Origin of the sequence: Polyangium sp. y55x31 (assembly GCF_029946505.1) — a bacterium.
GTDB lineage: Bacteria > Myxococcota_A > Polyangia > Polyangiales > Polyangiaceae > Polyangium.
The window spans coordinates 557,091-570,049 of record NZ_JARZHG010000002.1 but is presented as its reverse complement, the minus strand read 5'-3'; the positions used below and the strand labels follow the sequence as shown (position 1 = coordinate 570,049).

The window sequence follows — 12,959 nt, the reverse complement described above, 5'->3', positions numbered from 1 at the left end:
GGCTTCACCCGAACGTCGCGCGGCAAGGACGAACCCCCACATGTCCCCGGTGAAACCTGCTCGGAGCCAGGTTTTTGGCGGTATAAAGTGTGACAAACTTAACGGACGAGGGTTGGTCGCGGATGTTTTCGCGCGCCGTCCTCGAACCGCCCGGTTTTTTCGGTGAGGTGGATGCGATAAAGGTGCGCGTCGGGGTGAACCGCGCCCTGGCGATGCGGGCCGAGCGGGCCGCGCGCCGTCTCGCTCGCCTCGCGCGAGAAATAACGCTCGAGGAGGACCTGCAGCGCATGCGCGGCGTCCGGCCCCGTGAGCTCCTCGAACGTGCCCCACGCGATCACGCTGCGCCAGTGCGCGGGCCCGTCGATCTTCTCGACCTCGACGCAGACCTCCGGGTTTTCGCGCATCATCGCGAGCTTCAACCCCTCCGCCGTGTGGCCGTAGACGTAGTCGTCTTCGTACGCGTACGTGATGGGCACGACGTATGTCCGGCCACCCGCATGGCAGCCGAGGTGGGCGATCATTTCGGTCCGGAGGACCCGTTCGATCTCGTCTGGGCTGAGCTTGCCGACCATGAGCGTGCGCGCCTCCTCCCTCGCAGGCAGGGCAGCGGGCTCCTTGGGGCTCTGGTGCAAGGACGTCAACGCGCGGCGAGGGCGCCGGCCCAGGCTGCTACGACGCCTGTTCCGGCACCCTCGGCAAGCCCCGCTCGTTCACTCCGCGGCCGGGGCGGGCTCGGCGTCGCCCTTCACGATGCCGCGCGCCCTGAGCCACGCCTTCATGTTCTCGATGGCGAGATACAGGGCAGGGATCACGACCAGCGAGAGGAGCGTCGAGCTCACGACGCCGCCGATGACCGCGATGGCCATCGGCGCGCGGAACTCGCTGCCTTCCCCGTTCGAGAGCGCGGTCGGCAGCATGCCGAGCACCATCGCCGCGCTCGTCATCAGGATCGGGCGGAGCCGCTCCGGACCGGCCTCCAGGATGGCCTGCAGCGGCGTCTCGTTGTTCTCGCGCACGCGCACGATCGCCCGGTCGACGAGCAAGATCGCGTTCTTCGTGACCAGGCCCATGAGCAGGATGATGCCGATCATCGCGCCCATGGCCATCGACGTATCCATCAGGAAGAGCCCCAGAATCGCGCCGACGAGCGCGAGCGGCAGGGTCATCATGATCGTCAGCGGGTGGATGAAGCTCTCGAACTGCGACGCGAGCACGAGGTAGATGAAGATCACCGCGAGCAGGAGCGCCGTCCCCATCGAGGAGTTCGTGTCGTTCATCTGCTCGATCTGCCCGTCGTAGGAGAGCGACGTGCCCTTCGGCTTCTGCAGCGCGTCGATCTTCGGCACGATCTCGCCCACGATCTCGCCGAGCGAGCGGCCCCGCGGCGTCGCCCACACGGCGATCTGCCGCTGCCGATCCTCGCGCTCGATCACCTGCGGGCCCTCGCCCATTTCGAGCCGCGCGACGTCCGAGAGCGCCACGGCGCCCCGCGGTGACCACAACGTCAGCCGCGACAGCTCCGCCGGCGAGGCCCGGTCCTCCTCGCGCATCTGCACCCGGATCGGCACCTCGTCCTTACCCTGGCGGAGCTTGCTCGCCTCCTCGCCCTCGATCGCGGTGCGCAGCGTCATCGCCACCTGCGCCACGCTGATGCCCTGATCGGCCGCGCGCTGTCGGTCCACCTTCACGCGCATTTCGGGCCTGCCGGGCGAGAACTTCACCTGCACGTCCGTCACGCCCGCCGTGGACTTCAGGACGCCCGCGACCTGAGCGGCCAGCGCGCGGATCTCGTCGTACGACTCGCCCCGCACGTTGATCATGATGGGCGCCTGCACGCCCGCGCCCTCCACGAACTCGGGCTCCGTGATGACCACGTTTGCTCCGGGCACGGCCTGCACAATCGCGCGCACGTCGTCCTTGATGGCGTCGAGCGGAATCGTCCGCTCGTGTTTCTTCGTGGTCAGGATGCGGTAGTGCGCCTTGTTCACCTCGCCGTTCGGCCCGAGCGTCACGTAAAGCGTCCTGAGCTGCGGGTGCGCGAGCAGCTTCTTTTCCGCTTCTTGTGATTGCGTGGCGAGCTCGTCGAGCGACGTCCCTGCCGGGAGCTCGATCTCGACCATCATCTCCCCGCGATCCTCCGGGTTGACGAAGTCCGAGCCCATGAGCGCCATGAGCTGCCCCGAGCCGATCAGCGTGCCGAACGCGATGAGCCCGACCACGAGCTTGTGCTTCACGACCCAGCCGAGGACGTCGCGGTAGCTGTCGTCCATCGCGCGGAAGACCCACTCGAATGGCCGCTTCAGCCAGGCGAATGGATCCTTCGCCCCGTGCTCGAGCGATTTCGAGAATCGCGACGAGAGCATCGGATCGAGCGTGAAGGCCACGAACAGCGACACGAGCACCGCGCCCGAGACCGTGAGCCCGAATTGCCGGAAGAACTGGCCCACGATGCCGCCCATGAACGCCACGGGCACGAAGACCGCCACGATCGTCAGCGTCGTCGCGAGCACGCTGAGCGCGATCTCCTTCGTCCCGTTCAGCGCGGCTTCCATGGGTGGTTCGCCGCGCTCCAGGTGCTTGAAGATGTTCTCGCGCACCACGACCGCGTCGTCGATGAGCAGCCCGATCGCCAGCGAAAGGCCGAGCAGCGTCATCATGTTCAGCGTGAAGCCGAGCACGTACATCAGGAAAAACGTCGCCACGACGCTCGTCGGCAGCGCGACTGCGCTGATCAACGTCGAGCGCAGATCCAGCATGAAGATGAGGATGATCAGAATCGCCATCGCACCGCCGAACCAGATGGCGATCTGCACCTCGTGCGCGTTCTCCTCGATGAACGTCGACTGATCCATGATCAGCGACGTCTTGAGATCCTCGGGGAACGTCTTCTCCATCGCCGCGAGCTTCTTCCGCACGCCGTCGCAGATCTCGACCGTGTTGCGCCCGCTCTGCTTGACGACCTCGAAAGCGACGGCTTCCTCGTTATTCACGCGGATGCGCGTGCGCATGTCCTCGAAGCCGTCTTGCACGTCGGCCACGTCCCGCAAGCGCACCGACGAGCCGTCGCGGGCCATCGACACCACGAGATCACGCAGCGTATCCACCGCTTCGAGCTCGCCCATGGCGCGCACGCTGATCTCGCGTGTCCCCTGCTCGTAACGCCCCGCGGGCACCGTCAGGTTCGCGCCCTGGATCGCCGCCACGATCTGCGCGGGTTGCACGCCGAGCGCGTCGATCCGCGCCCGATCCAGGAGAACCTTCACCTCGCGCTCGGCGCCGCCGCGGATGTTCACCGCCGCAACGCCGTCGACCTGCTCGAGGGACGGCCGGATCACGTCATCGGCAAAATTCCGGATCTGGCTCAGCGAGCGTTTGCCGCGGAGCGTGTAGATGAGCACCGGCGCCGCGCCCGTGTCGAGGCGCGAGATCACGGGCTCCTCGATGTCCTTGGGCAGCTTGAAGCGGGCTTGCGCCACGCGTTCGCGCACGAGCTGCGCGGCCTCCTGGATGTCCACGTCGAGCTTGAAGATCACGACCGTGGTCGAGACGCCTTCCCGCGAGAACGTGCGCACGCGGTCGATGCCGTTCAGCGACACGACCGCGTCCTCGATGGGCTTCGAGATCTGCGTCTCGATCTCCGCCGGGCTCGCGCCCGGATAGACGATCGTGACGCTGGCGACGGGGAACGAGACGTCCGGGAAGAGATCCGTGCCGAGGCGCTTGTAGCCCACGACGCCGAGCACGAGCAGCGCCACCGCGACCATCACCGTGAAAACGGGGCGCTTGATGGCGATCGCCGAGAGGTTCATGAGAGGTCCTCGTTACGCCTGGAAATGGGAGCCGATCACTTCGCGGGCGCCGGCGCCGCGGGGCCGAGATCGAGCGCTTCGCCTTCCTTCACCTCGGGGCTCGGGTTCGCCACGACGGACGCCCCGGCCTCGAGCCCCTTGCGCACGTACAGCGAGCCGTCGGGCGCGATCGTGAACGAGACCCGCACGAGGTGCGCCTTGCCGTCCTGCACCACGACGATCTCGTCCTGCGCCCCGGGCCGAAGCGCCGAAGCGGGCAGCCGCAATACCTCGATCGTCTCCGCAGCCACGATCTGCGCGCGAACGAACGAGCCCGAAAGCAGCCCGACCTCGGGCCCGTTCGGGATCTCCGCGATCACCGGGACCCTTCGCGTCTGCGGATCGAGCGAGCCGAGCACGGCCGTCACCTTGCCCGTGGCCTTCGGCGCGCCGTCGATCGACACCGCGGCGCCGACCTCGAACACGTTCGCGTCATTCTCGGAGACCGAGGCCGAGAGCTTGAGCACCGAGGTATCTTCGAGGTGATACAGCGGCTCGCCCGGCGCGACGATCTTGCCGATGCCGTTCGGCGCGCGCGTCACGAGCCCGCCGAAGGGCGCCGCGAGCGTCGCATTGCCGACCATCACCGACGCGGCCCGCGCCTGCGCGCGCGCCTGTTCGAGCTGCGCCGAGGCGAGCAGCGCGCGCTGCGTCGCCGTCGTCTTCTCCGCCTCGGGCACCGCGCTCTGCTGGTAGAGCGTATCCGAGCGTTTTTGCGCGTCCTTCGCCATTTCGAGCGAGATCTCCGCCACGCGTACGCCCGTCTGCGCCACGTTCGCCTGCGCCGAGGCTTCCGACGCGTCGACCACGCCGAGGACCTGCCCCGTCTTCACGACGTCGCCGACCTTCGCCTTGATCGCGAGCAGCCGCCCGCCGGCCTTGAAGCCCACGTCCGCCTGCTGAATCGGCTCCAGCGTGCCCGTCACGGCGACCCTCGGCTGCCAGCGCATCGGCTCGGGCTTCGCGAGCAGCGTGCCGCCGTGCGCCGTCACCTTCGGCGGCGCGGCTGCATTGCCCGGCCCCGCGGCGTGCTCCGCCGTGACGGCCGATTGCGCCTCGATGGCCTTTTTCTGGGCCATCTTGGCCTTCACCCGGACGCCGATCAGACCCCCGGTGCCCAGCACGATCGCGAGGGCGATCACTTTGCCCGCGCCAAACTTTTTCGTCGTACCCGTCGTTGCCACGGTGCTCATCCTGCCTTCGCTCTCGACCTGGGTTCTCGCGGGCGATCATCCCGCTCCCGGTTCTTCATGACCGTCCGGTCAACTACCGCGCTCGACGCAGCGGAGAAGAGCCCGCGCGCCAGCAAATCCTGCGCTTGACGCGCCCAGCTTTCGATGTCCGGGCGCCGCGGCTGCTTGATGATCTCGCGCACCAGCCGCTCGTGCGTGCCCGCGATGAGCCGCGCGACGATCGCCGGCTCGATGTCATCGCGATAAAGCCCCACCTCCACGCCGTGCCGCAGCCAAGCCTCGGCCTCCCGCTCGATTCGCTCGGCGAACGCGTCCATCAGGTACGCGTAGGGCGTCCCGCCGCCCCCGGTCAGGATCATCCCCAGGATCCCGCGATTTTGCCAGCAGAATTCGAGCAGGTCGACGACGTGCGCGAGGCGCCCTTCGAGCAGCGCCTCCATGCTCTCGGGCGGCGCGCACTCGTCGAAACGCGCGGCCTCGATGCACGCCGAGAGCCGCGCGACGACGCCCTCCACGATCTGCCGGAAGCAGTCCTGTTTGCTCTTGAAATGCAGGTAGAAGGCGCCTTTCGACACCCCTGCTCGGATGGTGATGTCTTCCACCTTGGCCGCAGCGAGGCCGTTCTCCGCGAAGATGGCTTCGGCAGCGCGGAGAAGGTCGATACGCGCACGTGGATCGGCGATGCGAGGCATTCCTGACCGGTGGGTCACTATGGGGGGATGCCCTTTGCCGGTCAAGACCTCTCGGGCCTCCGCCGCGACCGCGATACGATGGGTCGTCCTTGCTTCTTCGAGGAGGCTCTCCATGCGTATGCTCCCCCGTTTGTCGCTTGCTCTCGTGGCGGCCGTAGCGCTCTGCTCCGCTGCCTCACGGCCTGCCCGCGCCTGCGTCCCGCCCCAGCCGGGCCTTTCCAACCACATCCCCGAGAACGGGGCAACGTACCCCGCCAACGCAGCGCTCTTCTTTTGGGGTCATTCGATCTCCCTCGACGCCGTCACGGTCACGGTCGACGGAACCCCGGCGTCCTTCGTGCCGTTCGGCGACGTCGCGCTCGCGGAGCTCGGCGGATTCGTCGTGCGTATCGACCCGACCCCGTCGGTCGGTCAGGTCGTGAAGGTGAGCGGTAACTTCTGCACCCCGGACGTGACGTGTGAACTCAAATCAATTGCGTTCACGACCAGCGCGCCGGACACGACGTCGCCCACTCCGGTGAAGAACCTGCTCTTCAACGTGTACGACTACGCCGATTTCAAGGCGAGCGTCGGCGATTGCCAGATCGACAGTGATCTCGCGTATTTCGTGCACGCCGACGCGGACGCGCCGGTGATGGATGCGGCGCCCGAGGTGTGGCGCGTCGAGGCATTCCGCGACGCGGCGATGCAGGACCTCGCATTCAAGCGATCGGTGCTCGCGGGCAGCACGCTCTGGTTCCAGAAGCTCGCGCAGGATCTCGAAGGCGCCGACCCGGCGACGGCCTTCACGTTCCGCGTCACGACGCACGACGCCGCGGGAAACAAGGGCGGATCGAGCGTGGTCTCGTCGCCTTGCCACGTGCGCGTCGACCCGCCGGGCACCTCCTCGCAGTGGCCCCCCAACGAGCCGATGTGGACCGCGGCCGACGTCCATCCGGGCGGCGTCTGTGACGAAAGCGGCAGCGGCGGCGCCGGCGGAGGTGGAGGCAGCGGCGGAAGCGGCGGCGCCGGCGGAAACGGCGGAAACGGCAGCGGTGGCAGCGGCGGCGACAGCAGCGGCGACAGCAGCGGCGACGACGGCTCCTGCGCGGTCTCCGCGCCAGGCGACGCGCGCTCGGGGATCGCGGGGCTTGGACTCCTCGGCCTGATGTTACTCGCATCACGAAACCGCCGCCGTCGCCCCTCCTCGTCCTGACCCCGCCTCGTTAGCCAACGCCCATATTCCCCACATTTGTTGCGAATGGTCGTTGCACACGTTCAAAAGATGAGCGACGGTTCATCCCGTGAGCAGCTCGTCCGAACGACGAACAGCACTTCCACGTCGTCGGGACGAGGCCAAGGCGCTGTTCCGTAACGCGATCCTCGACGCCGCCGAGCACGTCTTCGCCCAGCAGGGCTTCCACGGCGCGCGCATCCAGGACATCGCCGATCACGCGCGGATCGCCGTCGGCACCGTCTACAACCACTTCGAGCAGAAGGAAGACGTGCTCCACGCGCTGCTCGAGGTGCGGCTCGAGGAGATGATCGGCAACCTCCGGCCGCAGCCCACCGATCCCGAGCCCTTCGAGCAGAAGCTCCGCTGCTGCATCCTCCGCACGCTGCGGTTCGCCGAGGAGCACCGCGACTTCCATCAGGTCGCCCTCGACTGCGGGCTCTTCGCGAAGGGCACGGCCTCGGCGTCGAACATCCTCAAGGAAAAAGCCGTCGCGCACTTCGAGAAGCTCCGCGCCACCACGCTCGCCCTCGTGAACGAAGGGCTCAAGTGCGGCGCGCTCCGGCCGATGGATCCCGTGCCGCTCGCGCGCATGCTCGGCGGCCTCATCCGCTCTTCCTCCATCGGCATGCTCATGGAGCAGAGCCATCCCGACCTCGAGGCCGAGGCTTCGCTTCTCGTGGACCTTTATTTGAACGGCGCGGGCAGGGCCGATCGCCCCGGGCGCCCGCGTGATGAAAGCGATCTTGGAGAACGATGATGCGTCTTGATCAATCCGCGTACGTCGCCGCGCTCGCGCTGCTTCTTTCGCTCACGCCCTCGTGCGCCAAGAAGAACGCCGAGCAGAAGGCCAAACCCGCGGAGAGCGCCACCGCCGAGCCCACGCCGGCGGTCAAGTTCGCGAAGGTCACCGAGCGCAAGCTGTCGCCCACGCTCGAGCTGACCGGCTCGCTCGCCGCCGACGAGACCAGCGAGGTCGCCTCCGCGACCTCCGGCATCGTCACGAACGTCGAGATCGACGTCGGCACGCGCGTGAAGAAGGGCGACATCCTCGTGCAGCTCGACAGCCGCGATCCCGCCCTCCGCGCGCAAGCCGCCGACGCGTCCGCGGCCCAGGCGCTCGCCAAGCTCGGCGTGAAGAAGGGCGAGAAGTTCGATCCGAACAACGTGGCCGAGGTCCGCGCCGCGAAGGAGAGCATGGACCTCGCCGTGTCCGAGGCCGACCGGACGAAGAAGCTCTACGAGGGCGGCTCGATCTCGGCGTCGCAGTGGGATCAGGCGCGATCCCGCGCCGAGCAGGCGCGCGCCCAGTACGAGGCCGCGATGAACGGCGCGGCGCAAGGCTGGGCCGGCCTCGCCGCCGCGCAGTCGCAGGCGAACCTCGCGCGCAAATCGGTCGCCGACACGAGCATCCGCGCGCCCTTCGACGGCGCCGTCGCCGAGCGCCGCGCCACGGTCGGCGAATTCGCGCCGATGGGCAAGGTCGTCGCCGTCGTCGTGCGCGACGAGACCCTTCGGCTCCGTATCGACGTCCCGGAGACGGACGCCTCGAAGGTCACGGTCGGCAAGGAAGTGACGCTCACCGTCTCCGCCCACCCGGGCAAGACCTTCAAGGGCGTCGTCAAGCGTGTCGGCGCGAGCCTCAAGGCGCAGTCGCGCACGCTGCCGATCGAGGCCGAGGTCCCGAACGCCGACGGCCTGCTCAAGCCCGGCTACTTCGCGCGCGCGTACGTCGAGCTCGGCGAGGCCGACACGAACGCGCTCTTCGTCCCTCGCGCGGCCATCGGATCGAGCGGCAGCGCGAACCGCGTCTTCGTCCGTGCGGGCAGCCGTGTCGTCGAGCGCATCGTGACGCTCGGCCGCGAGATCGACGGCGAGGTCGAGATCCGCGGCAACGTCGGCCCGAACGACGAGGTCGCGATCGAGCGAGTCGACCTCTTGCAGGACGGCGCCGACGTCAACGTCGCCGGCGCCTCCGGAGCGAAGTAACCCATGCAATGGCTCGCAGCGATTTGTGTACGACGACCCGTCTTCGCGACGGTGATCGTGCTCATCCTGACCGTGGTCGGGCTGTTCTCCTACGTGCAGCTCGGCCTCGACCGCTTCCCGAAGGTCGACTTCCCGGCCGTCGTGATCACCACGATCCTCCCGGGCTCGGCGCCTGAAGAGGTCGAGACCGAGATCAGCGACAAGATCGAGAGCGCGGTCAACACGATCAGCGGCATCGACGAGCTCCGCAGCTCCTCCTCGGAGGGCGTGAGCATGGTCATCGTGACGTTCGTCCTGGAGAAGGACGTCGACGTCGCCTCGCAGGAGGTCCGCGACAAGGTGAACGCGGTCCTCAACGAGCTGCCGCCGGGCATCGAGCAGCCCGTGATCGCGAAGATGGATCCGGACGCCGCGCCGATCCTCACGCTCGCGCTCTCGGGCCCGGGCAACGTGCGCGACGTCACGGAGACCGCGGACAAGGTCGTGCGCCGGCAGATCGAGTCGATCAACGGCGTCGGCCAGGTGACCTTGATCGGCGGTCGCCCGCGGCAGATCAACGTCTGGATCGACCCGGAGAAGCTGCAGAAGTACAGCATCTCGGGCCCCGAGGTCGAGCGCGCGCTGAAGACGCAGAACATCGAGCTGCCGAGCGGGCGCGTCGAGCAGGGCTCGCGCCAGCTCACGCTCCGCACGCGCGGCCGCGTGGAGTCGGTCCGGGAGATGGGCGAGATCGTGGTGGCCACGCGTGATGGCTACGGCGTGCGCCTGAGCGACATCGGCGAGGTCGAGGACGGCACGGCCGAGCCCGAATCCGTGGGCTTCAAGGGCCAGCGCGCGACGGTCGTGCTCAACGTCCGCAAGCAGAGCGGCACGAACACGGTCGAGGTCGTGCAGACCGTCAAGGAGCGCCTCGGCGAGCTCGGCAAGCGCCTGCCGCAGGGCTACACGATCGACATCGCCCGTGATCAGTCCGAGTTCATCGAGAACTCGATCCACTCGGTGAAGGAGCACCTCGTGCTCGGCGCCATCTGCGCGGCGCTCATCGTATTCGCGTTCCTAGGCAACGCCCGCTCCACGGTCATCGCGGCCATCGCCATCCCGACGAGCGTCATCAGCACCTTCGGCGTCATGCGCGCCGCGGGCTTCACGCTGAACTCGATCACGCTCCTCGCCCTCACGCTCGCCGTCGGCATCGTCATCGACGACGCGATCGTGGTCCTCGAGGTCATCTTCAAGCGGATCGAGGAGAACGACGAGCGGCCCATGCAGGCCGCGATCAACGGGACGAAGGAGATCGGCCTCGCCGTGCTCGCGACGACGCTCTCGCTCGTCGCCGTCTTCCTCCCGGTCGCGTTCATGGGCGGCATCGTCGGCCGCTTCATGAGCTCGTTCGGCTTGACCATGTCGTTCTCGATCATGGTGAGCCTCCTCGTGAGCTTCACGCTGACGCCGATGATGTGCGCGCGGTGGCTGCGCAAGCACGTGAAGAAGGGGAGCGACGGCAAGCAACAGGCCGCCGCCGCGGCCCCGAGCCAAGGGCACGGCCACGCACACGGGCACGGGCATGGCCACGGCGAGGCGAAGGGGATCTACGGGGCGATCGAGCGGGCCTACGTCCGCATCCTCCGCTGGTCGATGTCGCACCGCTGGGTGATCGTGGTCTCGTGCGTCGTCGCGCTCTTCTCGATCCCGATCCTCGCGGGCCGGGCGAACGCGAACTTCCTCCCCGACGAGGACGAGTCGCAGTTCCAGGCGAGCATCCGCGCGAACGAGGGCACGAGCCTCGACGAGATGCGCCTCATCGCGACGCGTATCGTCGGCGATCTCGAGAAGATCGAGGGCGTCGCGTACGCGATCACGACCGTCGGCGACGACGCGCAGAAGACCCCGAACCTCGCGAGCCTGTACGTAAAACTCGTCCCTGCGAACGAGCGCAAGCTCTCGCAGCAGGAGCTCATCGACAAGGCGCGCGCAGAGCTCTTGCCCAAGTACGGCAAGGACTACCGGATCTCGATCGGCCCCGTGAACTCGATGGGCGGCGGCGCGAACTACCCGGTCATGTACCAGATCACCGGCCCGGACATGACCAAGATCTCGTCCTACGCCGAGGCGCTGCTCGCGAAGATGAAGACGCTGCCGGGCGTCGTCGACGCGGACACCTCGCTCATCCTCGGCAAGCCCGAGCTCCGCGCGCACATCGATCGCGAGAAGGCTGCGGATCTCGGGGTCAGCGTGGCCGACATCGCGAGCTCGCTGCGCCTGCTCGTCGGCGGCTACGAGGTGACGAACTACAACGAGAAGGGCGAGCAATACGAGGTCCACGTCCGCGCGGTGCCGAGCTACCGCTCGAACGTCGAGGGGCTCAAGCGGCTCACGGTGCCCTCGATGCGCCTCGGCACGGTCTCGCTCGAGAACCTCGTGTCGTTCACGGAGGGATCGGGCCCGTCGAAGATCGACCGCTACAACCGGCAGCGGCAGGTCATGATCATGTGCAACATGCAGAAGGGCTTCTCGGAGCGCGCGGTCGTCGAATCGCTCGACAAGGCCGCGAAGGATCTCGGGATGGAGCCGGGCTACAGCGCGAGCGCGACGGGCCGGTCCCGCGAGCTCGGCCGCGCGGCGAAGAACTTCGGCCTCGCCTTCCTGCTCTCGTTCATCTTCATGTACCTCGTGCTCGCGGCGCAGTTCGAGTCGTGGCTGCACCCGATCACGATCCTGCTCAGCCTGCCGCTGACGGTGCCATTCGCGATCATCAGCGTGATCATCTTCCGGCAATCGCTGAACATCTTCTCGATGCTGGGCATCCTCGTGCTCTTCGGCGTCGTGAAGAAGAACTCGATTCTGCAGATCGATCACACGCTGAAGCTGCGCGAAGCGGGCCTGCCGCGTCTCGAAGCGATCCTGCTCGCGAACAAGGATCGTCTCCGCCCGATCCTCATGACGACGGCGGCATTCGTGGCCGGCATGATCCCGCTCGTCATCTCGAGCGGCGCGGGCGCGGGCACGAACCGCGCGACGGGCTTCGTCATCATCGGCGGCCAGTCGCTCGCGCTCCTCTTGACCCTGCTCGCCACGCCGGTCGCGTATTCGCTCTTCGACGACCTCTCGGTCTGGGTGCGCAATACGTTCAAGTTCGGCAGCTCGAACGACGAGGACGCCCCGACGGCCGACCCCAACCCGGCACCCGCGCCGGGTGGGGAATAGCAGGGGGCTGATACCCCGCTTTTACGCCTGCGGAAGGGTGTCGTTTGCGACCGAGCGTCCGACGAGCCCCAGCAGGACGCACACCAGCCAAACGATCCACCCGACGACCTTCCCCCCGGTGCTCTCGGGGACCGTGGCAGCGACGGCTGCCAATCCGAGGCACGGATACACGATGCAGCCGACGCCGCTCGTCTGCGCGGTCTCCGGCGGATGGTTGATCTCGAATCGCTCGACGGCCGGGAGGAGCTCGATCGCGTCCTCAGCATTCCGGAAGGGATGGCTGCCAGCCGAGGTTTCGGGGAGCTTGCACGCGAGGACGAAGCTCTGCGTGGAGGCGACCTCGAAGGAAAACCGCTGATCGATGCCCCCGTCCTCGCGGGTCACGGACTCGGTGAGGTTGCGGCGCGCGCCGCCGAACGAGTGGACCTTGAGGCGCTTGCCGGAGGGCATTCGAAAGGAGCGGCCGCTGTCGTCGGCGAGGAGGACGTCCACCGTGTCGAGCTCGGGCGCGCCCGAAAGGTTGTCGGCGGACTCGACGGAGGTGCCGAGGTTGACGAGCGGAGCGCCGGCATCGACGACACGAACGCGGAGGCGCGCGAGGCCCGGGCTGAGATCGCCGGGCGCCCGGACCTCGTCGCCGACGCTGGCACGCCGCACGTTCTCGCGCCGGACGCGCCCCGATTCACGGAAGGCGGCGACGCCATAGGCCAAGGCGACGAGGACGGGGATGCCGACGCCGATGCCGTTGCGGAGCAGGGCGGCGAGGTCGTTCACGAGGGGCAGGATAGCCTGGCGATGGCCTGGCCGGCTCGTGCGCCGC

The 12,959-nt window shown here is 67.9% G+C and carries 9 protein-coding genes; 4 read left to right on the top strand and 5 right to left on the bottom strand.

Going from position 1 to position 12,959, the window contains the following annotated elements:
• Positions 1–98 precede the first annotated feature (98 nt).
• The 4 genes from QHF84_RS05450 to QHF84_RS05435 form a co-directional block, all read right to left on the bottom strand.
• Positions 99–641, bottom strand: coding sequence for a pyridoxamine 5'-phosphate oxidase family protein (locus QHF84_RS05450; RefSeq protein WP_281312098.1), 543 nt, complete (start codon positions 639–641; stop codon positions 99–101).
• A 69-nt stretch (positions 642–710) separates the two neighbouring features.
• Positions 711–3,809, bottom strand: a complete 3,099-nt coding sequence (locus tag QHF84_RS05445; protein WP_281312097.1) for an efflux RND transporter permease subunit — start codon at positions 3,807–3,809, stop codon at positions 711–713.
• Positions 3,810–3,844: 35 nt separating this feature from the next.
• Positions 3,845–5,032, bottom strand: coding sequence for an efflux RND transporter periplasmic adaptor subunit (locus QHF84_RS05440; RefSeq protein WP_281312096.1), 1,188 nt, complete (start codon positions 5,030–5,032; stop codon positions 3,845–3,847).
• Between the two features lie 5 nt (positions 5,033–5,037).
• Entirely contained in the window at positions 5,038–5,733 is a 696-nt protein-coding gene (locus QHF84_RS05435; protein WP_281312095.1) for a TetR/AcrR family transcriptional regulator, read from the bottom strand.
• 112 nt (positions 5,734–5,845) lie between these two features.
• Between QHF84_RS05435 and QHF84_RS05430 the strand changes: the two genes are divergently transcribed.
• From QHF84_RS05430 to QHF84_RS05415, 4 genes are all read left to right on the top strand, one after another.
• Positions 5,846–6,928, top strand: coding sequence for a hypothetical protein (locus QHF84_RS05430; protein ID WP_281312094.1), 1,083 nt, complete (start codon positions 5,846–5,848; stop codon positions 6,926–6,928).
• Between the two features lie 88 nt (positions 6,929–7,016).
• A complete protein-coding gene (locus tag QHF84_RS05425; protein ID WP_281312093.1) occupies positions 7,017–7,706 on the top strand; it encodes a TetR/AcrR family transcriptional regulator in 690 nt (229 codons plus the stop codon).
• Positions 7,703–8,935 carry an efflux RND transporter periplasmic adaptor subunit gene (locus QHF84_RS05420; RefSeq protein ID WP_281312092.1) on the top strand — a complete coding sequence of 411 codons (1,233 nt, stop codon included), beginning with the start codon at positions 7,703–7,705 and terminating at the stop codon, positions 8,933–8,935. The genes QHF84_RS05425 and QHF84_RS05420 overlap by 4 nt, the downstream gene beginning before the upstream one ends.
• Before the next feature lie 3 nt (positions 8,936–8,938).
• Positions 8,939–12,139, top strand: coding sequence for an efflux RND transporter permease subunit (locus QHF84_RS05415; RefSeq protein WP_281312091.1), 3,201 nt, complete (start codon positions 8,939–8,941; stop codon positions 12,137–12,139).
• A 21-nt stretch (positions 12,140–12,160) separates the two neighbouring features.
• On the opposite strand, the gene QHF84_RS05410 is transcribed toward QHF84_RS05415, so the two are convergent.
• Complete coding sequence (locus tag QHF84_RS05410) at positions 12,161–12,913, bottom strand: hypothetical protein (RefSeq protein WP_281312090.1); 753 nt, start codon at positions 12,911–12,913, stop codon at positions 12,161–12,163.
• Positions 12,914–12,959: the final 46 nt, after the last annotated feature.